The 20,763-nt window shown below is 74.8% G+C and carries 21 protein-coding genes; 9 read left to right on the plus strand and 12 right to left on the minus strand.

Annotated elements, in window-relative coordinates:
• Window positions 1–31: 31 nt before the first annotated feature.
• From LQ326_RS04355 to LQ326_RS04405, 11 genes are all read right to left on the minus strand, one after another.
• Window positions 32–913: a universal stress protein gene (locus tag LQ326_RS04355; protein ID WP_234532671.1), complete on the minus strand. Its 882-nt coding sequence runs from the start codon at window positions 911–913 to the stop codon at window positions 32–34.
• Entirely contained in the window at window positions 897–1,178 is a 282-nt protein-coding gene (locus LQ326_RS04360) for a DUF1918 domain-containing protein (protein ID WP_234532673.1), read from the minus strand. The genes LQ326_RS04355 and LQ326_RS04360 overlap by 17 nt, the downstream gene beginning before the upstream one ends.
• Before the next feature lie 481 nt (window positions 1,179–1,659).
• Entirely contained in the window at window positions 1,660–2,298 is a 639-nt protein-coding gene (locus LQ326_RS04365) for a V-type ATP synthase subunit D (protein WP_234532675.1), read from the minus strand.
• Window positions 2,295–3,761, minus strand: coding sequence for a V-type ATP synthase subunit B (locus LQ326_RS04370; protein WP_234532677.1), 1,467 nt, complete (start codon window positions 3,759–3,761; stop codon window positions 2,295–2,297). The genes LQ326_RS04365 and LQ326_RS04370 overlap by 4 nt, the downstream gene beginning before the upstream one ends.
• On the minus strand, window positions 3,758–5,503 hold the full coding sequence (locus LQ326_RS04375) for a V-type ATP synthase subunit A (RefSeq protein ID WP_234532679.1): 1,746 nt from the start codon (window positions 5,501–5,503) through the stop codon (window positions 3,758–3,760). The genes LQ326_RS04370 and LQ326_RS04375 overlap by 4 nt, the downstream gene beginning before the upstream one ends.
• A complete protein-coding gene (locus LQ326_RS04380; RefSeq protein ID WP_234532681.1) occupies window positions 5,500–6,009 on the minus strand; it encodes a V-type ATP synthase subunit E family protein in 510 nt (169 codons plus the stop codon). Before LQ326_RS04380 ends, LQ326_RS04375 begins: the two co-directional genes overlap by 4 nt.
• Window positions 6,009–6,230, minus strand: coding sequence for a hypothetical protein (locus tag LQ326_RS04385; RefSeq protein WP_234532684.1), 222 nt, complete (start codon window positions 6,228–6,230; stop codon window positions 6,009–6,011). Before LQ326_RS04385 ends, LQ326_RS04380 begins: the two co-directional genes overlap by 1 nt.
• Before the next feature lie 2 nt (window positions 6,231–6,232).
• Window positions 6,233–6,646: an ATP synthase subunit C gene (locus LQ326_RS04390; protein ID WP_234532686.1), complete on the minus strand. Its 414-nt coding sequence runs from the start codon at window positions 6,644–6,646 to the stop codon at window positions 6,233–6,235.
• Complete coding sequence (locus LQ326_RS04395; protein WP_234532688.1) at window positions 6,631–8,073, minus strand: V-type ATPase 116kDa subunit family protein; 1,443 nt, start codon at window positions 8,071–8,073, stop codon at window positions 6,631–6,633. Before LQ326_RS04395 ends, LQ326_RS04390 begins: the two co-directional genes overlap by 16 nt.
• The gene (locus tag LQ326_RS04400; protein ID WP_234532689.1) at window positions 8,060–8,983 is read right to left on the minus strand and encodes a hypothetical protein; all 924 of its coding nucleotides are present in this window, start codon (window positions 8,981–8,983) and stop codon (window positions 8,060–8,062) included. Before LQ326_RS04400 ends, LQ326_RS04395 begins: the two co-directional genes overlap by 14 nt.
• A complete protein-coding gene (locus tag LQ326_RS04405) occupies window positions 8,980–9,489 on the minus strand; it encodes a hypothetical protein (RefSeq protein WP_234532691.1) in 510 nt (169 codons plus the stop codon). The genes LQ326_RS04400 and LQ326_RS04405 overlap by 4 nt, the downstream gene beginning before the upstream one ends.
• Window positions 9,490–9,663: 174 nt before the next feature.
• Here LQ326_RS04405 and LQ326_RS04410 point away from each other — a divergent pair, with 174 nt between their 5' ends.
• Window positions 9,664–10,509, plus strand: coding sequence for a CBS domain-containing protein (locus tag LQ326_RS04410; protein WP_234532701.1), 846 nt, complete (start codon window positions 9,664–9,666; stop codon window positions 10,507–10,509).
• Between the two features lie 169 nt (window positions 10,510–10,678).
• Window positions 10,679–12,409, plus strand: coding sequence for a GAF domain-containing sensor histidine kinase (locus LQ326_RS04415; protein ID WP_372496722.1), 1,731 nt, complete (start codon window positions 10,679–10,681; stop codon window positions 12,407–12,409).
• Window positions 12,410–12,761: 352 nt separating this feature from the next.
• Here the strand turns inward: LQ326_RS04415 and LQ326_RS04420 are convergent, their stop codons facing one another.
• Window positions 12,762–13,049, minus strand: a complete 288-nt coding sequence (locus LQ326_RS04420) for a DUF1876 domain-containing protein (RefSeq protein ID WP_234532705.1) — start codon at window positions 13,047–13,049, stop codon at window positions 12,762–12,764.
• A gap of 473 nt (window positions 13,050–13,522) precedes the next feature.
• Between LQ326_RS04420 and LQ326_RS04425 the strand changes: the two genes are divergently transcribed.
• The 7 genes from LQ326_RS04425 to LQ326_RS04455 all read left to right on the plus strand — a co-directional run bounded on the left by LQ326_RS04425 (window position 13,523) and on the right by LQ326_RS04455 (window position 20,741).
• Window positions 13,523–14,827, plus strand: a complete 1,305-nt coding sequence (locus LQ326_RS04425; RefSeq protein ID WP_234532707.1) for a sigma-54-dependent transcriptional regulator family protein — start codon at window positions 13,523–13,525, stop codon at window positions 14,825–14,827.
• 68 nt (window positions 14,828–14,895) lie between these two features.
• On the plus strand, window positions 14,896–16,416 hold the full coding sequence (locus LQ326_RS04430) for an aldehyde dehydrogenase family protein (RefSeq protein ID WP_234532708.1): 1,521 nt from the start codon (window positions 14,896–14,898) through the stop codon (window positions 16,414–16,416).
• Between the two features lie 15 nt (window positions 16,417–16,431).
• Complete coding sequence (locus tag LQ326_RS04435; protein ID WP_234532711.1) at window positions 16,432–16,809, plus strand: DUF779 domain-containing protein; 378 nt, start codon at window positions 16,432–16,434, stop codon at window positions 16,807–16,809.
• A 10-nt stretch (window positions 16,810–16,819) separates the two neighbouring features.
• On the plus strand, window positions 16,820–17,833 hold the full coding sequence (locus LQ326_RS04440) for a zinc-dependent alcohol dehydrogenase (RefSeq protein ID WP_234532713.1): 1,014 nt from the start codon (window positions 16,820–16,822) through the stop codon (window positions 17,831–17,833).
• 51 nt (window positions 17,834–17,884) lie between these two features.
• Window positions 17,885–19,000: an NAD(P) transhydrogenase subunit alpha gene (locus tag LQ326_RS04445; RefSeq protein ID WP_234532715.1), complete on the plus strand. Its 1,116-nt coding sequence runs from the start codon at window positions 17,885–17,887 to the stop codon at window positions 18,998–19,000.
• Window positions 18,997–19,317 carry an NAD(P) transhydrogenase subunit alpha part 2 gene (locus LQ326_RS04450; RefSeq protein WP_234532717.1) on the plus strand — a complete coding sequence of 107 codons (321 nt, stop codon included), beginning with the start codon at window positions 18,997–18,999 and terminating at the stop codon, window positions 19,315–19,317. Before LQ326_RS04445 ends, LQ326_RS04450 begins: the two co-directional genes overlap by 4 nt.
• 5 nt (window positions 19,318–19,322) lie before the next feature.
• Complete coding sequence (locus tag LQ326_RS04455; RefSeq protein ID WP_234532719.1) at window positions 19,323–20,741, plus strand: NAD(P)(+) transhydrogenase (Re/Si-specific) subunit beta; 1,419 nt, start codon at window positions 19,323–19,325, stop codon at window positions 20,739–20,741.
• Window positions 20,742–20,763: the final 22 nt, after the last annotated feature.

Consider the following 20,763-nt stretch of genomic DNA (forward strand, 5'->3'; position numbering starts at 1 on the left):
AGGGACCGAGCGGACCTACGGCAGCCGCCGCTCAGGCGGCGGCCGGCGGAACGACGAGGACGGGGCAGCGGGCATGGTGCAGCACGCCCTGGCTGACCGACCCCAGCAGCATGCCGGCGAAACCACCGCGCCCACGGGCCCCGACCACCACGCCCAGCGCGTGGGCCGAGGCGTCGGTGAGCACCTGCACGGGATGGCCGACCACCAGTTCGTGCCGCAGGTCGACCTCGGGATAGCGGGCCTGCCGTCCGGCCACGATCTCGGAGAGCAGGCGGCGCGCCTCCTGCTGCGGTTCGTGCTCGTCGAAGATCCTGAGCGGTCCCGGCTGCCACACGTACAGGGCCCGCAGTTCGGCACCGTGCAGCGCCGCCTCCGCGAAGGCCAGGTCGACGGCGGCGGCGCAGTGCTCGCTGCCGTCGACGCCGACGACGAAGTACGCCGGTTCCTGGGTGACGTGCTCCGGTTCCGGTACGACGACCACGGGACAGCGCGCGTGGGCCACGACCGGTACGGCGACCGAGGCGGAGCCGAACACCTCCTCGGCCCGGCTCAGATGGCGCGAGCCGAGGACGACGGCCTCGGCCTCACGGCTCTGCTCGCGCAGCACCCACACCGGGTCGCCCTCGGCGAGGAGGGTGTCGGTCACGACGTCCGGGTGCCGGGCCGTGACGAAGGCCGCGGCCTCGTCGAGCAGCCGCCGCCCCGCCTTGTGCAGTGCCGCGTTCCACTCCTCCCAGGACGGCGGGACCTCCCGCCCCCGGTAGCCCCTGGTGGGCACACCCTCGGCGTGGACCACGCGCAACGGCAGCCGACGGCGGGCGGCCTCGTCGGCCGCCCAGGCCAGCGCCGTCCGCAGGCCGGGCTCCGGCGTCACCCCCACCACGACCGGCCGGCGGTCACCTGTCCGGGTCATGGCGGCCTCCGTCGGTCAGATGCCGGACGAAGGCGTCCGAGCCCGGGAAGTAGAGAGTCACCCGTCCGTCGTCGGCCCAGCGCACGTCGTACGGCGGGCTGCCGTCCGGGTGGTGCACCCCGACGACCTCGCCGTCCCGGGCCACGACCCCGTCCGCGGTGCCGCGCACCACGATCTCGTCGCCGACCCGGGCGTGCATCGAACCGCCGGTCGCCTCCTGGCGGGTCCCCGGATCCGTCTTCCTGCTCGGTGCGGGAGCGGTCATCGTCCTCGCCTCCTTCGGGGCGGCGCGGCGCTGCGGCCGCCGCTTCCATGGAAACGCCGACAGCGCCGGGGTGCCAGTGCCGTTGGTCCCCCTCCCGGGCCTGTCGGCCCACCCGCAGGCCCACCGGGACCTGCCGGACCTGTGCCCCGTCCCGGCCTCGGCTTCGCCGTGCTCGCGCGGGGACACGGGGTGCCTGCCCGCCTCTCGCGCCGGTAGCGCTGCGGACTTCGCCGCTGGGCCGGGCCGGTCGTACGCCTCTCGCGCCGGTAGCGCCGCGGACTTCGGCGCTCGGCCGGCCCGGTCCTACGTCGGCCGTGTCGGTCTTCCCGGCCCCGCCGACGAAGCGGTCCTGGACCGCGGCGGCCAGGAAGCCGATCGCCCTGCGGCCGGTGCGGGCCGCCGAGACCGCCGAGCCCTCGCCGGACCCGGGCCCCACCTCGTCGAGGCCCGTCGTCCCGCGCTCTTCGGCCCGTCGCGCGCCTCATGACCGCCCGGCCGGACCGGCCGGGCCGGGTGCGGCGGCCCAGCTGCGCCGTACCGCCTCCTCCTGTTCGGCCTCCTCCAGTGCCAGTTCCACCACGGCGAGTTCGCGCTCCAGGCGGGGGATCCAGTGCCGCCGCAGGGCCCGGACCCGCTGCCGGGTACGGGCGGCCTCGGCGGTGAGCAGTTCGGCGGCCGTCCGGTGGACGGCGTGCTCGGCGGCGGCCCGGACGGCGGCACGGTAGGCCGTCTCGGCGTGTGCCAGGGCGGTGTTGGGGGGAGTCCGCTCCGCCGCGGAGCGGACGGGGGCCGTCCAGGCCGCGGTGGCGGGGTGACGCACCCCCATGAGGGCTTCCCAGCCGATCTCGACGTGTGCCGGGTCTGCCGGCACCGCCTCGGCCAGCGCCCGTTCGCCGCCGAGGAGCACTCCGCGCACCAGCCAGCCGTCGCCGTCGGCCAGCCGGTCCCGCCACACCCGGCCGGCCTCCTCCGCGGCCCGCCGCGCCGTACGCTCCCGCTCCAGCAGCAGCCGGAGCTTGCGTTCGAGCAGGTCCGCCCCGCGCCGCGCGGCGGTGAGACTGCGCCGCAACCGCAGCCGGCCGGCGCGGCCCGTCGGCGCCCGGCGCCCGTGCCCGGTCACCGGGCTTCCTCCCGCTCTTCCTCCTGCACTTCGTACCGCTCCTCGTCGCGCTCTTCGTTCCGCGGCGGGCGGTGGGCGTCGAGCAACTCGGCGGGGATCATGCCGAGCTGGCTGTCCGGCAGGGTCAGCAGCACCTCCCAGGCCCGGTCCAGCGACTCGTCCAGCGGGCGGTTCTCCGTCGTGCCCTGGGCGAGGAACCGGAGCCGGAAGCCGTCCTCCAGGTCGAGGTGGGGCAGGTCGGTCGGGCTGAGCGCCTGCCGCCCGACCAGATCGGCCAGTTCCCGCACCTGCCGGGACCGGGCCAGCGCGGCGATCAGCTGGGCGGCGACGGCCGGGTGGTCCGCCCGCGTCCGGTCCGGCCCGGTGCCCTTGCGCATCAGCCGCGACAGTGAGGACAGCGGATCCACGGGCGGATAGGTGCCGGTGGCGTGCAGCTCGGCGGAGAGCACGATCTGCCCCTCCGTGATGTACCCCGTCAGGTCCGGCACGGGGTGCGTGATGTCACCCGCGGGCATGGTGAGCACCGGCAGCACGGTCACCGAGCCCGGCCTGCCCCGGATCCGGCCGCAGCGCTCGTAGAGCGAGGCGAGGTCGCTGTAGAGATAGCCCGGGTAGGCCCGGCGGGCCGGGATCTCGCCGCGCGCCGCGGACACCTCGCGCAGCGCCTCGCAGTAGGCGGTCATGTCGGTCATCACCACGAGGACGTGACGCCCCTGCGTGAACGCCAGGTCCTCGGCCACCGTCAGGGCGAGGCGAGGAGTGAGCAGCCGCTCGATCACCGGATCGTCGGCGGTGTTCAGGAACAGCACCAGGTCCCGCGCCGCCGACCGCTCCGCCAGCCCGTCCCTGACGAACGCCGCGTCGGCGTGGGTGAGCCCCATGCCGGCGAACACCACCGCGAACGGCTCGCCGCCGCACGTCGCCTGGGCCGCGATCTGCACGGCCAGCTCCAGGTGGGGCAGCCCGGCCGCCGAGAACACCGGCAGCTTCTGGCCCCGCACCAGCGTCGTCAGCACATCCACCGCGCCCACCCCGGTCAGCACCGGTTCGTCGGGCGGCTCCCGGCGCACCGGGTTGATCGGCGCGCCGCCGACCGCCGCGTACGACCCGCCCAGCACCGGCGGCCCGCCGTCGGCCGGCTCGCCGCGCCCGTCGCACACCCGCCCCAGCCATCCGGGGCCCACCGGGATCCGCAGCGCGGTGCCCGAGAAGGCCACCCGGGTGCCGGCCCGGCCCATGCCCGCCGTCCCCTCCAGCACCTGCACCACCGCGAGATCCCGGTCCACCTCCAGGACCAGCCCGTGCCGCCGCTCCCCGGAGTCGAGAGCGACCGTGGCGAACTCGTCCCAGCCCACCCCGCGCACGCCCGCCACCACGACGAGCGGGCCGCGCAGTTCCCGGACGTCCGTGTACTCGACGTACTCATCGTGCTCGACGTGCTCGACGTCTGCGGGACCGCTCATACCGGCACCCCCTTCAGCAGACCCAGCACGGTGTCGCGGGCCGCCGCCACCGGAGCCGTCTGCGCGGGCCCCGCCGTCTCGCGGGCCCGCAGCAGCGGGGTGAAGTCGACCCCCTCGACGTCCTCCACCCGGGCACCGGCGTCGGCCAGCTCCGCACAGCGGTCGATCACCGTCAGCACGGCCTCGACCAGAGCCGCGGTCTTCTCGGGGGCGCTGTAGGCGTCGGCCGGCGACAGCGCGTTCTGCTGGATCAGCGCCTCCCGCAGCAGCCGCCCGGCGAGCACGCTGATCCGCTCCCGGGGCGGCAGGGCCGTGACGCCGACCAGTTCGACCAGGTCGGCGAGCCGGTCCGCCTCGGCCAGCAGCCGCGTCACCCGGCCGCGCCGCTCGGCCCACTCGCCGTCCCCGGCACGCGCGTGCGCGGCGGCCAGCGCCGGGGCGTCGCGGGAGAACGAGTCCGCCCAGGAGACGGCCGGATAGTGCCGCGCGTAGGCGAGGTCGCGGTCCAGGCTCCACAGGCACCGGACGAACCGTTCGGTGTGCGCGGTGACCGGCTCGGTGCGGTCACCGCCCGGCGGGGACACGGCACCGATCACGGTGACGGAACCGGTCGCGCCGCCGAGGACGCGCGCGGCGGCGGCCCGCTCGTAGAAGGCGGCCAGACGCGAGGCCAGTCCCGCCGGATAGCCCTCCTCGGCGGGGAGCTCGCCCATCCGCGAGGCGAACTCGCGCAGCGCCTCCGCCCAGCGCGAGGTCGAGTCGGCGATCAGTACGACGTCGAGCCCCATGTCGCGGAAGTACTCGGCGACCGTCGCCGCCGTGTACACACTCGCCTCGCGGGCCATCATCGGCATGTTGGAGGTGTTCGCGATCGTCACGGTCCGCTCCGCCAGCCGGCCGCCGGTGCGCGGATCGGTCAGCTCCGCCAGCTCCTCGATGACGTCCGCCATCTCGTTGCCGCGCTCGCCGCAGCCCACGTAGACGATCACGTCGGCGTCGCACCACTTGGCGATCTGCTGCAACAGCATGGTCTTGCCGGTGCCGAAGCCCCCCGGCACGGCGACCGTGCTGCCCCGGGCCACCGGGAAGAGCAGATCGACGGCCCGCTGTCCGGTGGTCAGCGGCACCTCGGCCGGCAGCCGCCGCGCGACCGGACGCGGCCTGCGCACCGGCCAGTACTGCGCCATCCGCACCTCGTGCCCGCCCACCACGGCGAGTACGGCGTCGGCGCCCCACTCGCCCGCCGGGGCGAGCCGGGTCACCTCGCCGGACACGTCCGCGGGCACCAGCAGCCGCAGGGCCACTCCCGCCCCGATCCCGCCGAGGACAGCACCGGCCGTGACCCGCGTCCCCTCGGTCACCGCCGGTGTGAACCGCCAGGTCCGGCGGCCGGGTCCGGCGTCCGGCGCGGTGCCCAGGAGCAGGTCCCCGGCGCCCGCCAGCGGACGCAGCAGCCCGTCGTACACGCCCCCGAGCAGATCCGGGGCCAGCCGTACCGACAGCGGCCGGCCCTGTGGCTCGACCGGGTGCCCGGGGGCCAGTCCGCCGGTGTACTCGTACGCCTGGACGGCGGCCGTGTCGCCGCGGATCGCGACCACCTCGCCGGTCAGCCGGTGCCCGCCCAGCTCCACCAGGTCGTGCATGGCCACCGGGGCCGGGCAGGAGATCTCCACGAGAGGGCCGGCGACCCGCAGCACCCGGGCCGCCTCCGGCGCGGGGCCGGCCGCCGGGGCACGGGTCACGGCGGCCCCCACAGCGTCTCGGCCCGCGCCCCCAGCCGGTCCAGGGCACGGTCGGCGAGGGCGTCCGCCGACAGGTCGGCGCGGCGGCCGGGCACCTCCGCCGTGACCCCGCCACCCGGCGCTTCCGCCACCCGGGCCCCGGGGCCCAGCAGAGCCCGCGCGGTCCGGGTGAGCCGCCGCTGCCGGCCGGTGTCCTCGGCCAGCGCCCGGCGGACGCCCGCGCGGACCTGGTCGCGCAGCCGGGCGTACACCTCGGCGCGGGCCGCGAGCTCCGCCGTCCACGCGTCCTGTACGGCCCGCGTCCGCTCCCGGCGCGCGGCGGCGGCCCCGTCGGCCGTGCCGAGGTCCCGGGCGCGCGCCAGGGACTCCTCGGCCGTGGTGCGGGCCGCGCGCAGGACCTCCTCCGCCTCGGCCCGCGCGCCGTCCAGCACGGCGGCCGCCTCGGCCCGTGCCGTCCGCAGGAGTCCGGCGCGCACCGGTTCCAGCGCGTCCGGGGGCGCGGCCATCAGGGCATCACCACCGTCAGCGGCCGGGACGGGTCCGGGGCCCCCACGTTCCCCAGCGCCCGAGCCGCCTCCGCCGTGAGGATCACCAGCCCGACCGTCTCCGGAAGCGTCCGCCAGGCCCGCCGGACGGCGTCCGGATCCTCCGCCACGCGGACGTCGACCCCGGCCAGCGCCAGACCGCTCACGCGGACGTGCGCGCCGATGGCGGCCACGGTCGCCATCGTCAGGCCTTCCCGATGAGCAGGACGGCGACCACCAGCCCGTACACGGCGATGCCCTCCGCCAGGCCGACGATCACCATGGCCCGGCCGAAGAGCTCCGGCCGTTCGCTCAGCGCGGCCAGTGCCGCCGCCCCCGTGTAGGCGACCGCGATCGCGGCCCCGATGGACGCCCCGGCCACCGCGACGGCCGCCGCGATCAGCGCGGTCCCGTTGCTCCCGCCGGACGCGGCGGCCTGGGCCGCCGCGTGTGCGGGGGCCGCGAGCGCCGTGGCCAGGACGGCACCGGCGCCGCCCAGCAGGGCCAGGTTCGTGGCCAGCAGCCAGCGGAAGGCGTGCCGGGTGCGGCGCCGCCGCAGCAGCCGGACGGCACCGAGCGCCGCGGCCAGCACCGGCAGGACGATCAGCCAGGTGAGCATGGGACCACCTTCGTGTCGCGGTCGGCGGGTTCCGCCGGGGGAACGTGCCAGGGACGGAACGGGCGGCCCTCCGTCTCGAAGAGCCGGGAGAACACTTCGTAGAACTCCAGCCGCAGCGCCTGCACACCGGCCACCAGGACCTCCAGGCCGAAGGAGACGGCCGTACCCACCGTGAAGACCAGGACGGCGCCCGCGACGGCGGCACCACCGCGTGCGGCCAGCCCGGTGGTGCCGCGCCACACCACGTCGGCCAGGGCCGCGTGGGTGAGGCCGAAGGCGGCGAGCCGGGCGAAGGACAGCGTGTTGGTGCCCGTGCGGACCACCACGTCGAACAGCCGGACCGCCGTCTCGGCGAGCCCCGCACCGCCGCCCGCCGTGTCCCGGAACAGCCCGTACGCCACCAGGGCCAGCCCGGCGCCGGCCAGGGCGGCCCCGGTCACGGCCACGGCCGGGCGGTGCGTGAGGAGGCCCGCCGCGGCCGTCGCGAGTCCCACGTAGAACAGCAGCCCGGCGCAGCCGGACGCCGCGTACAGCCCCACGCCCCAACCGGCCTCCCGGACCCGGTTGACTGCCCCGGCGGCATGCGCGAGGGCCAGCAGACCCGCCCCGAAGAGCACGGCGGCGACCAGCAGGCGGGCCGGGCTGTCCAGCGGGCTCAGCCACAGCACCGGGAGCAGTCCGGTCGGACCGAAGAACTCGCCGTAGGCGGCGCCCGCGAGCATGGCGGCGAGCCCGGCGCCCGCCATGAACGGCCACAGCCGGGTCCACCGGGCCAGCCGCCGGGGCCGCCCGAACCGCAGGGCGAGCGCGCCGAGCAGCAGCAGCGCGCCGTGCCCCACGTCGCCGAACATGATCCCGAACATCGCCAGGTAGGCGAGTCCGGCCGGCCACGAGAGGTCCAGGTCCCCATAGGCCGGGGTGCCGTACGTCGTGACCAGCGGCGTGAAGGAGACCGGCCCGCGGGGCCGCAGCAGCGTCGGCGGATCGGTGCCGCGCGGCGTCGGCAGCGTCAGCAGCGCGCCACCGGCGGCGGCCAGCCGGCCCGCCACCCGCGCCACCTCACCGGCCGGGCACCACCCGGCCAGCGCGGTCACCTCCCCACGCCGTACGGCGCCGTCCGCGCGCTCCTCCAACTGGGCCTCGCCCGCCAGCAGTCCGGCACCGCGCCGCTGTTCGAGAAGGTCGAGGTCGGGCGCGACGGCGGCCAGCACGGCGGTGGTGTCACCCCGCGGCCCGTCCGCCCCGCCCCGCCCGCGCAGCCGTTGCAGGCGCACCGCCGCGGGCCCCGGAGCGGCCTCCTCGGCGCGGTCGAGTTCCACACAGCCCTCCCGGGCGATCCGGACCAGCGCGTCGCGCAGGGCCGCCTGCGGCACGACCAGTGCGACACGGCGCATCCGGACCGGCGTCATCGCCTCAGGCCAGGGCATCGAACACCTCGCCCGGCCGGCCGCCGCGCGCCGCCGACTCCAGCGCGGCCCGCACCCGCCACGCGTCCACCGACAGCACGGCGACCGCGCCCACGACCACCCGCGGCCCGTACCGGCCCTCGCGGAGCAGCGCCGTCCCGTCCCGCAGCACGGTCCGCCACCAGCGGGCCTCGGCCCGCCACAGCCCGCCCGGCTCCTCGACACCCGACAGGACCCAGCGGGCCGCCGCGGGCAGGCGGCCGTGGAACTCCTCGTACGTGGCGGCGGCCGGCGCCCGCGTTCCGAGCAGCCGGGCCGCGTCACGCCGTACCGGATCCGGCAGCGACCGCCCCTGGACGAACCGCTCACGGGCCGTCAGCAGCGCGGCCCGGCCCTGTGCCCAGCGGCGTGCGGGGGGCACGGTGAGGGCGGTGCGGCGGGCGGCGGCCATGCGCATGCCGGTGACCAGCGCCCACGGTGTGTCGGCACCGGGATCGCCCCAGGGCGAGGCGGCCAGCGCCGCCCGCACCTGTGCGGGGGTGTCCGCGCGTGCCAGGGTCCGCCACGCGGTCTCCAACGCGCCGAGCCGGTACGGCGCGGGTACGTCCGTGCGGCGGCCGTCGGAGAGGACGTCGACGACGTTGGCGATCTCGAAGCCCGCCGCGAGCGGGACGAGCAGACGAGCACCGCCCGGCGGCAGCCACCCGGCCAGCACCCGCAGGTGCCAGAGCAGGGTGGCGGACACCGCCCGCTGGGCCTCCGGCAGGTCGGTCGCGGGCCGCGCGTACCTCGCGTACGGCGTCGTGGCGAGGCGCCGCAGGCCGTCGTCGAGCGTCGGCTCCGCGGCGATCTCCCGCGCCCCGTCGGCTCCCGGGTGCCGGCCGACCAGGCCCTTGGCCCGCACGGTTCCGGCGACCCAGCCGGCCTTCATGGCCCTCCGTCCGGCCCGGCCACGGCCCGCTCCACCGGGCCGGGCGCCCGCGCCCAAGCCTGTTCCCGGACCGCGGGGGCCGTTCCGTCCTCGGCGGCCCGCAACGCCTCGGCCACCGCCTGCCGCACCAGGTCGGGCATCCGCACCGCGGCCTGTGCCCGGACCGCGGCGGCCGTACGGTTCCCGGCCGCCCGCAGCGCCTCCGCCTCCTGCCGGGCCGTCCGCAGCAGCGGCTCCGCGGCCTGTCGGCGTACTTCGGGGGCGCGCTCCCGGGCGGCCGCCACGATCCGGGCCGCCTCCCGGGCGGCAGCACGCCGGACGGCGTCGGCCCTCTCGGCGGCGGCGGCCCGGATGCTGTCCGCCTCCCGCTGGACATCCGTCAACGACGCGAGGGCGGGCTCCAGTTCGGCCGCGCGTTCCGCCCTGCGATCGGCGGGCACGCCGACGGCCGACGCACCCGGTGCGGCCACCGGGCGGAATCGCTCCAGGAAGTCCCGCAGACCCATCGTCCGGCCTCCTGACGGTCGGCTCGGCTGGCTTCTCCAGTCTCACCGTTCCCGGTCCGCCCCGCACCGGGTAGGGCCGTCAAGCCGCCACACCAGGGCCGTTCGGCTCTTGGCGGGCGCGCGGACAACGGAAGACTGGGACCGTAGGCAACTCGACGGATTCCGGAGGCCATCGTGAACACGCACGAGAACTTCTCCGCGGAGAGCGACGCCCGGCGGTCCGTGCCCCCCCGTCCGTGGAGCCCCGGTGAGCAGATGCGGCAGGACACGCTCGTCCGCTACCTGGGCGCCGTCGCCACGGCCGCGGCCAGACAGACCGGTACCGAGACCCCGGCTTCCGCCGCCGAGGCACGCCCGACGGCGTCCGCCACTCCCGGGGCCGCGCTGCCCCTGGTGCGGGACGTGATGGACGTGCCCGCCGTGTCCGTCCACGACGACCTGCCGTACCGCGACATCGCCCGGCTCCTCGTCCGCGAGGGGACCAGCGCGGTCCCGGTCGTGGACGCGGAGGACCATGTGGTCGGCGTCGTCTCGGAATCCGATCTGCTGGCGAAGGTCGCCTTCGACGCGTCCGGGCACCGGCCCGGACCGGTCGGCAGGCTGCGCGAGCGGCGGATGCACGGCAAGGCGCACGGCGAGACGGCCGCCGCTCTGATGACGAGCCCCGCGATCACCGTGCTGCCGGGTGCGACGGTCGCCGAGGCCGCCTGGCTCGCCGCCCTGTCCCGTCTGAAGCGGATACCGGTCACCGACCGCGACGGACGCCTGGTCGGCGTCGTCCGCCGGGACGCCTTGCTGCAGGCGCTGATCAGGGACGACGCGGGCATCCGGGCGGAGGTCGAGGGGCGGATCGCCTCCTTGTGCCCGCCCGCCGACCGGCAGGCCGTGACGGTGACCGTGCACGACGGCAGCGTGGAGCTGACGGGACGGGTGCCGGCGGCGACGGCGGACCGGCTGGTGGCCGAGATCGAGGCGATCACGGACGTCGTCGAGGTGAAGAACCTCCTCACCGCCGACTGATCCGGGGCCCCAGGCCACCGGCGAGGCACGTGCCACCGCGCTCCGGCCCGGGCGCCCCCCCCGCGTGGGTCCGCGGCCGGAGTGACCGTCCCGCGCCGCGGGTCTACGGTGGATGCGTAGTGATTCGACGTCTCCTCGCCGGTGCACCGACGGGTCCAGGAGGAGCGTGGTGACCAGTCCGGAGAGTTCCCGTGTCCGACTGCCGCAGCTACGGCTCGACGAACTGCTGGACGAGCTGCGGGCGCGGGTCGACGCGGCCCGCCACACCCGTGACCGGGTGCACGGTCTGCTGGAAGCGGTGCTCGCCGTCGGCGGCGAGCTGGATCTGGAACACGTGCTGCACACCGTCGTGGACGCGGCCGCCGCACTCGTGGACGCCGAATACGCCGCCCTCGGCGTCATCGGACCCGACGGCAGGACCCTCTCGGCGTTCCACACCGCCGGTCTGACCGAGACGCAGATCGCCGCGATCGGCCCCTACCCGCAGGGGCACGGCATTCCCGGCGAGGCCCGTGATCCGCGGCCGCTGCTGCTGACGAGACTCGGCGGCCATCAGGCCGCGTACGGCTTCCCGCCCCACCACCCGCCGGTGAACGGCTTCCTCGGCGTCCCGATCCGCGTCCGCGACCAGGTCTTCGGCAACCTCTACCTCACCGAGAAGCGCGGCGGAGCCGGGTTCGGCGAGGAGGACGAGGCGATCGTGTCCGCCCTGGCCGTGGCCGCCGGCATGGCCATCGACCACGCCCGGCTGTACGCGGACTCGCGGCTGCGGGAACGCTGGCTGCGGGCGAACGCCGACATCACCCACAGCCTGATGTCCGGCAGCCCGCGCGCCGAGACGCTCGGCCTGATCGCCGAACGGGGCCGGGAGATCACCGGCTCCGCACTGGCCGCGCTCGCCGTCCCGATGGCGGAGACCAAGGCTCTCACCGTGGAGATCGCCGTCGGACTCGACGCGGAGAACCACCGGGGGCTCGTGCTGCCCCTGCACGAGAGTCTGATGGGGCTGGCGTACACCGCCGCCGCCCCGGTCGCCAGCGACGACATCGCCCACGACCCGCGTATCTCCCCGGAGCCCCCGCGCTTCAAGGGGCTCGGCCCCGCGGTCGCCGTCCCTGTCGGTACGCCCGAGGGCGGCACCCGGGGCGTGGTCCTGCTGGCCCGCGAGGCCGGCCGGGCGGTGTTCACGCGGAAGGAGACCGAGTTGCTGCAGGCGTTCTCCGCGCAGGCGTCCCTCGCGCTGGAACTGGCCGAGCACCGGCAGGACGCCGAGCGGGTCGCCCTGCTGCGGGACCACGAGCGGATCGCCCGTGACCTGCACGACCTGGCCATCCAGCGCCTGTTCGCCACCGGGATGACACTGCAGAGCACGGGACGCCTCATCGCGCATCCGGAGGCCACCGACCGGGTCCAGCGGGCCGTGGACGACCTCGACGAGACCATCAAGATCATCCGGTCGGCCATCTTCGGGCTGCGCCGGCACGAGGGCGCCACCGCCGACGGGCTGCGGGCCCGGGTGGTGGACGCGGTGGGCGAGGCCGTTCCCGAGCTGGGCTTCACCCCGGTCCTGCGGATCGAGGGCCTGCTGGATACCCAGGTGCCGCGAGAGGTCGCCGACGACATTCTGGCCGTGCTCGCCGAGTCCCTCACCGGCATCGCCCGGCACGCCCGCGCGAGCCGCGCGCAGGTGGTGCTCACGACAGACGGCCGCGAAGTGGTGCTGACGGTCTCGGACAACGGCGCGGGCGCCCTGGACGCAGCCGGCGCGGGCGGTCTGCGCGCCATGGCCGAGCTGGCGGAACGGCGGGGCGGCCACCTGAGTGCGTCCCGTCGCGACGACGGCGGCACGGAACTGACGTGGCGGGTCCCGCTGCCTGCGGAGCAGGGGCCCGGAGACTGAGCCGGAGGCCTCGGCCGGTTCCCTCTCTGCGAAGGGCCGCTCGGCAGCCCGCGAACGGCTTCGGCGGCGCAAGGGGGGTCACGGCCCCACTGCGACCCGTGCCCGGCTGACGCATGCCCCGGTTCGGCAGGTACGGGGACTCGGCTGTCGGCCAGGGCGTGCCGACGGGCCTGCTGTGACGCGTGCCCCGGTTCGACCGGCGCGGGGGACCGGTTGCCGGCCACGGCGCGCCATGGGCCTCGCTGTGACCTGTGCCCCGGTTCGGCGGGCGTGGGGAACCGGACGTCGGCCACGGCGCGCCTGGCACCCGGCGTGGCGCCGGGTGCCAGGCCGGTCCGCGGACCCGTGCGGACTACATGGGCCAGCCGGCGCTCTGCGCGGTGGTCGTCCGGGGGCCGGCCACGCCCTGGACATCGTTCTCGGCGATGTGCAGCAACTGGTGGCCGAGATCCTCCATGGCCCGGCCCGCGGCCAGTTCGTCGCCGATCTCCGGCACATTCGTGTCCGCGGGGTTGCAGTGCGCGGTCCCGCGGCCGATGAGCTCGGTGGTACCGGTGTCCAGCACCACCTGCGCCTTCGTCGTCCCGTCCTCGTCCTCGAAGAGGTGGAGACGGACCTTCCACTGCTCTGTGTGCGACATCGCTCTCTCCTTGCCTCCACGCGCCTGTGGGATGCCGGCCGCAGCTTCGTCCGCCTGGCTGCCACGTCACGCGGCCCGGGCCGACGAAGCCGGGTGCCAGGCCTCCGGCAGGCCGCACCTCGGTCCCCCTCCTCTCACTTCTCTCACTTCTCCACTCTCGGACAGGGCGGCCCTCGGTCACAGGGCCGAACGGCCCTGCGGGACCGGCGTCCGGTCCGGGCGGCACCTGCCCGCCGCACCGGCCGCCGCGACCGCAGCCGGAGCGGCACCCCTGTGCCCGGCTCTCTGACGGGACCCGGGCCGAGTCAGTGCGGGTGCCCAGCGCAGACCACTCCGAGCGGAGCCACAGGGCGCGGGACCGTGCCCAGGGGCCGATCGCCCTCGTACAGGTGCCGTTCGGCCTCTGTGGCCGGCTCCCGGCAAGGAGCAGCCTTGACACGAGCCGTCGAGCAGGACGTGCAGAGGGTGGAGCCATGGACGCTTCCGGTGCCGGCGCGGTCGCTTTGCTGCGTGCCGCTCACGAACGGTTCGTGACCTCGGCCGGCCGGGGGCCGGAGGTACGAGGCCTCGTGGCCGACTCCTGGCGGCGCTGTGCGGCCGGCGGGATGCGACCCGACGGCGGCGACCCGCCCCCGCTGCTCCGGCCCCCCGCCGAGCTGGACGCCTGCCGCCTGACGCATCCGCTCGCCGCCGTACTGCCCCTCTTCCGTGACCTCCTGGGTCCCGGCGCCGCCGACGACGGGCACGTGTTCGCGGTCGGCGACGCGGACGGCACCCTGCTCTGGGTCGAGGGGGACGCGCAGGCCATCAGGCGGGCCGAGCGGATGCGGTTCGTCGCGGGAGCCGGCTGGGCGGAACGCACCGCAGGCACCAACGCCCCCGGAACCGCCCTGCGGCTGGGGCGCCCCGTGCAGATCGTCACCGGCGAGCACTACAGCGCCGCCGTGCACGACTGGTCCTGCGCCGCCGCCCCGGTGCGCGATCCCGTCACCGGACGGGTGGTCGGCGTGGTCGACCTGTCTGGCGGCGCCACCATCGCCACACCCCCGGCCCTGGCCGCCGTACGCGGCGCCGCGCTGGCGGCCGAGGCGCAACTCGCCCGCTCACCCGCCTCCGTACCCTTCCCGGGGCCTGACGCGGCTCCGGGTGAGATGCGGCTCTCGGCGCTGGGCCGGGACCACGCCGTGCTGGAGTACGGGGACCATGTGGTCCGACTCAGCCCGCGGCACAGCGAGATCGTGCTGGCCCTCGCGCTCGTCGGCCGCGGCATGACCGGGGAGCAGCTCGCCGTGGACCTCTCGGAGCGCGAGATCCCGGCCTCCACACTGCGCGCCGAGATGACCCGGCTGCGTGCCGTGCTGGGTGCGGATCTGCTCGGGTCCCGCCCGTACACCCTGCTCCGCCCCGCACGCACCGACGCCGACGACGTGTCCCGGCTGCTGGCCGCGGGCCGCGTCCACGAGGCGCTCGACCGCTATCGCGGCCCGCTGCTGCCGTGCTCCGAGGCACCCGTCGTCGTAGAGCAACGCAGGTGCCTGGAGCAGCAGTTGCGCGCAGCCGTACTCGCCGCCGGGGACGCCGGCCTGCTGCGCCGCTGGGTCGGCGCGACCTGGGGCGCCGAGGACACGGGCGCCTGGGCGGCGCTCGCCCACACCCTTCCCGGCGGCTCCCCGCAGCGCGCCGCCGCGGCCGCCCGCGCTCGCGCACTGGCCCCCGCGACGCCCGCGTTCCCCCAGCTCCGCACGGATGCAGCGGTGTTGCAGCGTTTCCGCTCCTAGCGTCCTGAGAGCACCACCACTCGTCGTGCTCGAAACGGGACGAGACAGGGAGAGAGAAGGGGACGGTCATGAAGTACCAGCCTCCGGGCACCCCGGGCAGCGTCGTGGACGTCGCCCCACGCTACGAGAACTTCATCGGCGGCAAGTGGGAGGCACCCACCACCGGCGAGTACAAGCCCAACCTGTGCCCGGCCACCGCCAAGCCCATCTGCGACATCCCGAAGTCGGCGGCCGAGGACATCGAACTCGCCCTGGACGCCGCGCACTCGGCCAAGGACAAGTGGGGCGAGGCCTCCACCGCCCAGCGCGCCGCGGTCCTCAACAAGATGGCCGACGCCATCGACGCCCACCGCGAGGAACTCGCCGTCGCCGAGAGCTGGGACAACGGCAAGCCGGTCCGCGAGACCCTGGCCGCCGACATCCCGCTGGCCGCCGACCACTTCCGCTACTTCGCGGCCGCGATCCGCGCCGAGGAGAGCGAGATCACCGAGATCGACAAGGACACCATCGCCTACCACTTCCACGAGCCGCTGGGCGTGGTCGGACAGATCATCCCGTTCAACTTCCCGCTGCTGATGGCCGCGTGGAAGCTGGCCCCGGCCCTCGCCGCCGGCAACGCCACCGTCATCAAGCCCGCCTCGCCGACCCCGTGGTCGATCCTCAAGCTCATGGAGGTCGTCGGCGACATCGTCCCGCCCGGCGTGCTCAACGTCGTCAACGGACCCGGCGCCGAGATCGGCAAGGCCCTCGCCGCCAACAAGCGCATCGCCAAGGTCGCCTTCACCGGCGAGACCACCACCGGCCGCCTGATCATGCAGTACGCGGCCCAGAACATCATCCCCGTCACGCTGGAGCTGGGCGGCAAGTCGCCGAACATCTTCTTCGGCGACGTCGCCGCCAAGGACGACGACTTCCTCGACAAGGCCGTCGAGGGACTCGTCCTGTACGCGTTCAACAAGGGCGAGGTCTGCACCTGCCCCTCGCGCGCCCTGATCCAGGAGGACATCTACGAGGAGTTCATGGGCCGCTGCCTGGAGCGGATCCGCGCCATCAAGCAGGGCGACCCGCTCGACACCGAGACCATGATCGGTCCCCAGGTGTCGAAGCAGCAGATCGAGAAGATCGCGTCGTACGTCGAGATCGGCGTGAAGGAAGGCGCCGAACTTCTCGCCGGCGGCCACCGGACCACACTCGGAGGGGAGTTCGCGGACGGCTACTTCTACGAGCCGACCGTGCTCAAGGGCCACAACAGGATGCGGGTCTTCCAGGAGGAGATCTTCGGACCCGTCCTCGCCGTCACCACCTTCAAGGACGAGGCGGAGGCCCTCGCCCTCGCCAACGACACGCTCTACGGCCTCGGCGCCGGCGTGTGGACCCGCGACGGCGCGCTCGCCTACCGGATGGGCCGCGCCATCAAGGCCGGCCGGGTCTGGACGAACTGCTACCACCAGTACCCCGCGGGTGCCGCGTTCGGTGGCTACAAGGTCTCCGGCATCGGCCGCGAGACGCACAAGATGATGCTCGACCACTACAGCCAGACCAAGAACCTCCTGGTCAGCTACGGCACCAAGCCGATGGGGCTGTTCTAGAAGGAGCGCGGTGACATGTCCGTCAGTTCGGCGATCGTCGAGAACGGCACCGCCGGACGCATCACCGTCACCCGGGCGGCCCGCAGGGCGATCGACACCCTGCTCGCCGCCCAGGGCGGACCGGTGATGTTCGTCCAGTCCGCCGGCTGCTGCGACGGCAGCGACCCCATGTGCTTCCCCAACGGCGAGTTCCTGCTGGGGGAGGGCGACATGCTCGTCGGCGTGGTGCACGGCTGCACCTTCCACATGAACGCCGACCAGTACGAGGCGCTCGGCCGCCCCCGCCTCGTCCTGGACGTCGAACCGGGCACCCCGGGCGGCTTCTCCCTCGCGGCCGGGGACGGACTGCGCTTCGTCACCCGGACCAAGGCGCCCGAACGCCACACCAGTTGAGGAGCAGATCATGAAGGCAGCGGTCGTCACCGACTTCGGCAAGCCCCTGGAAATCCAGGACCTGCCCGTCCCCACCCCCGGCCCCGGCGAAGTGCTCGTCCGCATGGAGGCCTCCGGGCTGTGCCACACCGACATCCACGCCGCCCACGGCGACTGGCCGGTCAAGCCCCACCCGCCGTTCGTCCCCGGCCACGAGGGCATCGGCCCCGTGGAGGCCGTCGGCGCCGGCGTTTCCGAGGACCTCCTCGGCAGGCGGGTCGCCGTCCCGTGGCTCGGCTCGTCCTGCGGCACCTGCCGCTACTGCGTCTCCGGCTGGGAGACCCTGTGCGAGTCCCAGGTCAACTCCGGCTACTCCGTCGACGGTTGCTACGCCGAGTACGCCGTCGCGAACGCGGGCGCGACCGTTCCGGTCCCCGACGGCGTGACGTCCTTCGACGCGGCCCCGCTGACCTGCGCCGGCGTCACCACCTACAAGGCGATCAAGGTCGCCCGGGTGGTGCCCGCCGAACGGGTCGCCGTCTTCGGCGTCGGCGGCCTCGGCCACCTCGCCGTGCAGTACGCGCGGCTGGTCGGCGGACTGGTCACCGCGGTCGACCTGGAGCCGGACAAGCTGGGCCTGGCCCACCGGCTCGGCGCCGACCAGATCGTCAACGCCCGCACCCACGACCCGGTCGAGGAGATCAAGAAGGCCGGCGGCGCGGATGTCGCCGTGGTGCTCGCCGCCGCGCCGAAGGCCTTCGAGCAGGCCTACCGGTCGCTCAACCGCGGCGGACGCCTCGTGATGGTCGCCCTGCCCGCCGACAACGCGGCGGTCACCGTGCCGATCTTCGAGACCGTCCTCGGCGGCATCTCCGTGATCGGCTCCATCGTCGGCACCCGCCAGGACCTGGCCGAGGTGTTCGCGCTGCACGCCGTCGGACGCACCCAGGTCATCGCCGAACCCCGGCGCCTCGACCAGGTCAACGACGCCTTCGACGAGGTCCTCGGCGGACGGGCCGAGGCCCGGCTCGTCTTCCGGTTCTGAGAGTTCCGCGGCCCGGCGGATGCGCCGGGCCGCGGGGAGAGGCAGCAGATCATGGCCACCGTCACCGTGGGCGCCGTACGGGAGCGGGCACCCGGCGAACGCCGCGTCGCGCTCGTCCCCGAGGCCGTCACCCTTCTGCGCCGGGCCGGCGCCGACGTCCTGGTCGAGACCGGGGCGGGTTCGGGTGCCTGGTTCACCGACGCCGACTACACCGACGCGGGCGCCACCGTCGTACCCCCGGACGAGCTGTACGCCCGGGCCGACGCCGTCCTGTGCGTGGCACCGCCCGACCCGGAGACCGCCGAGGCCCTGCGCTCCGGGCAGACCCTGATCGGCCTGCTCGAACCGCTGCGCCACCCCGACCTGGTCGCCGGCCTGCACCGGCGCGGCGTGCGCACGGTGAGCCTCGATCTGCTGCCCCGCACCCTCAGCCGCGCCCAGTCCATGGACGCGCTCACCTCACAGGCCAACGTCGCCGGCTACAAGGCCGCCCTGCTGGCCGCCGACACCTACGACCGCTTCCTGCCGATGCTCACCACCGCGGCGGGCACCATGCGTCCAGCGCAGGTCCTGGTCCTCGGCGCCGGAGTGGCGGGACTGCAGGCCGTCGCCACGGCCCGCCGCCTCGGCGCCGTCGTCACGGCGTACGACGTACGCCCCGCGTCACGAGGGGAGGTGGAGTCACTGGGCGCCCGGTTCCTCGACATCCAGAGCCCTGCTGAGGAGGAACCGGACGCTCGACGGGGCGGCTACGCAAGGGAACTGACGTCCGAGGAGCAGCAGGCGCAGCGTGCCGCGCTGGACGCGCACATCGCCCGCTCCGACATCGTCATCACCACCGCCCAGGTGCCCGGCCGCAAACCCCCGCTCCTGGTCACCTCCGCCGTACTGGACCGCATGCACCCCGGCTCGGTCGTCGTCGACCTGGCCGCGAGCGAACTCGGCGGCAACGTCGAGGACTCCGAACCCGACAAGACCGACATCCTGCCGAACGGCGTGACCCTGGTCGGCGCCGGGCATCTGCCGTCCGCCATGGCCACCGCCGCCTCCACCGCCTACGCCCGCAACCTCGTCGCCCTGCTGCGTCACCTCGTACGCGACGGCGCGCTCGTCCTCGACCCGGACGACGAGATCACCAGCGCCCTCCTCGGAGGTGAACCCTCATGAACGACCTCGACCTCCTCACCGCGATCACCGTCTTCGTGCTGAGCGTCCTCGTCGGCGTCGAGGTGATCAGCAAGGTGCCCGCCACCCTGCACACGCCCCTGATGTCCGGCTCCAACTCGGTGCACGGCATCGTCGTCATCGGCGCCATGCTGATCGCCGCCGGGTCGCACACCTGGCTCGGCTACCTCCTCGCCTTCGTGGCCATGGTGTTCGGCGGGATGAACGTGGTCGGCGGCTACGCCGTCACCGACCGCATGCTGGAGATGTTCCGGGCCAGGCCGCCCGAGACCCCGAAGAACCCGAAGGCCGAGGTGTGACCACCATGGACACCGTCTCCAACGCCGTCCACTACGTCTTCCTCGCCACGGCCGTCTGCTTCGTCCTCGGCCTGCACCTGATGAACCATCCCCGCACCGCCCGCCGCGGCAACGCCCTCTCCGCGGGCGGGATGGCCGTGGCGATCGCCGCCACCGTCTGGCTCGTGATCCACGAGGGCACCATCACCACGACCGGCTGGCTCGTGCTCGCTTCAGGCGGCCTCATCGGTGCCGCGCTGGGCCTGTACGCCGCCCGCGAGGTCAGGATGACCGCCATGCCCCAGCTGGTCAGCGTCTTCAACGCCGTCGGCGGCGGCGCGGCGGCGCTCATCGCGGTCAACGATCTGCTTCAGGCCGATGACGCGGCCGCGCTCGGCGCCCGGGTGTCCCTTCCCGGCGCGCTGGACATCGTCATCGGCGCGGTCACCTTCTCCGGGTCGCTCATCGCGGCGGGCAAGCTCCAGGGCGTCGTGTCCGGGGCGCCGGTGGTGTTCCCGGGAGCGCGGCTGCTCAACGTACTGCTGCCGGCCTCCTTCGTCGCCGGCACGGTCTGGCTGGTGCTGGCCCCCGACTCCCGTACCGCGCTGTACGGACTGACCGCCGTCGCGCTGCTGTTCGGCGTGACCATGGTGCTGCCCATCGGCGGCGCCGACATGCCCGTGGTCATCGCCCTGCTGAACGCGTTCACCGGATCCGCGGTCGCGATGGCCGGCTTCGTCCTGAACGAGACCGCCCTGATCGTCGCCGGCATGCTGGTCAGCTCCTCGGGCGGCATCCTCACCAAGCTGATGGCCAACGCCATGAACAGGTCCGTCGTCAACATCGTCGTCGGCGGCTTCGGTACGGGTGACGGCGTGCCGACGGCGACCGGCCCGGGCGGAGCCCCGGCCCAGGTCCGCCAGGTCTCCGCGGACGACGTGGCGATCCAGCTGGCGTATGCGCGGAAGGTCGTCTTCGTCCCCGGCTACGGTCTCGCCGCCGCCCAGGCCCAGCACGAACTCGGCGACCTCGCCAAGCTGCTGACCGACCACGGCGTCGACGTCAGCTACGCCGTCCACCCGGTGGCCGGCCGGATGCCCGGGCACATGAACGTGCTGCTGGCCGAGGCCAACGTGCCCTACACCCAGCTGAAGGAGATGGACGAGGTCAACCCGGAGTTCCCGCAGGCGGATGTCGCCCTGGTCATCGGCGCCAACGACGTCACCAACCCCGCCGCCCGCAGGCCCGGCAACGCGATCTCCGGGATGCCCATCCTCGACGTGGACAAGGCGAAGAGCGTCGTCGTCATCAAACGCTCGATGGGCCACGGCTACGCGGGCATCGACAACGAGCTCTACACCGGTCCCAGGACCGGGATGTTCTTCACCGACGCGAAGCGCGGACTGGCCGAACTCAAGGCGGCGGTCGGCGAGTTCGTCGGCTGACCGCACACCACCGTGGGCCCGC

The organism is Streptomyces shenzhenensis (assembly GCF_021462265.1).
In the GTDB taxonomy this organism is placed as follows: domain Bacteria; phylum Actinomycetota; class Actinomycetes; order Streptomycetales; family Streptomycetaceae; genus Streptomyces; species Streptomyces shenzhenensis.

Bases quoted from the DNA above. Each gene is read 5' to 3' on its own strand.
- LQ326_RS04400 (WP_234532689.1), bottom strand. From the start codon at position 8,983: ATGAAGGCCGGCTGGGTCGCCGGAACCGTGCGGGCCAAGGGCCTGGTC.
- LQ326_RS04440 (WP_234532713.1), top strand. From the start codon at position 16,820: ATGAAGGCAGCGGTCGTCACCGACTTCGGCAAGCCCCTGGAAATCCAG.
- LQ326_RS04420 (WP_234532705.1), bottom strand. From the start codon at position 13,049: ATGTCGCACACAGAGCAGTGGAAGGTCCGTCTCCACCTCTTCGAGGAC.
- LQ326_RS04405 (WP_234532691.1), bottom strand. From the start codon at position 9,489: ATGGGTCTGCGGGACTTCCTGGAGCGATTCCGCCCGGTGGCCGCACCG.
- LQ326_RS04445 (WP_234532715.1), top strand. From the start codon at position 17,885: ATGGCCACCGTCACCGTGGGCGCCGTACGGGAGCGGGCACCCGGCGAA.
- LQ326_RS04370 (WP_234532677.1), bottom strand. From the start codon at position 3,761: ATGAGCGGTCCCGCAGACGTCGAGCACGTCGAGCACGATGAGTACGTC.
- LQ326_RS04430 (WP_234532708.1), top strand. From the start codon at position 14,896: ATGAAGTACCAGCCTCCGGGCACCCCGGGCAGCGTCGTGGACGTCGCC.
- LQ326_RS04380 (WP_234532681.1), bottom strand. From the start codon at position 6,009: ATGGCCGCGCCCCCGGACGCGCTGGAACCGGTGCGCGCCGGACTCCTG.
- LQ326_RS04455 (WP_234532719.1), top strand. From the start codon at position 19,323: ATGGACACCGTCTCCAACGCCGTCCACTACGTCTTCCTCGCCACGGCC.
- LQ326_RS04390 (WP_234532686.1), bottom strand. From the start codon at position 6,646: ATGCTCACCTGGCTGATCGTCCTGCCGGTGCTGGCCGCGGCGCTCGGT.
- LQ326_RS04355 (WP_234532671.1), bottom strand. From the start codon at position 913: ATGACCCGGACAGGTGACCGCCGGCCGGTCGTGGTGGGGGTGACGCCG.
- LQ326_RS04450 (WP_234532717.1), top strand. From the start codon at position 18,997: ATGAACGACCTCGACCTCCTCACCGCGATCACCGTCTTCGTGCTGAGC.
- LQ326_RS04395 (WP_234532688.1), bottom strand. From the start codon at position 8,073: ATGCCCTGGCCTGAGGCGATGACGCCGGTCCGGATGCGCCGTGTCGCA.
- LQ326_RS04435 (WP_234532711.1), top strand. From the start codon at position 16,432: ATGTCCGTCAGTTCGGCGATCGTCGAGAACGGCACCGCCGGACGCATC.
- LQ326_RS04360 (WP_234532673.1), bottom strand. From the start codon at position 1,178: ATGACCGCTCCCGCACCGAGCAGGAAGACGGATCCGGGGACCCGCCAG.
- LQ326_RS04425 (WP_234532707.1), top strand. From the start codon at position 13,523: ATGGACGCTTCCGGTGCCGGCGCGGTCGCTTTGCTGCGTGCCGCTCAC.
- LQ326_RS04385 (WP_234532684.1), bottom strand. From the start codon at position 6,230: ATGGCGACCGTGGCCGCCATCGGCGCGCACGTCCGCGTGAGCGGTCTG.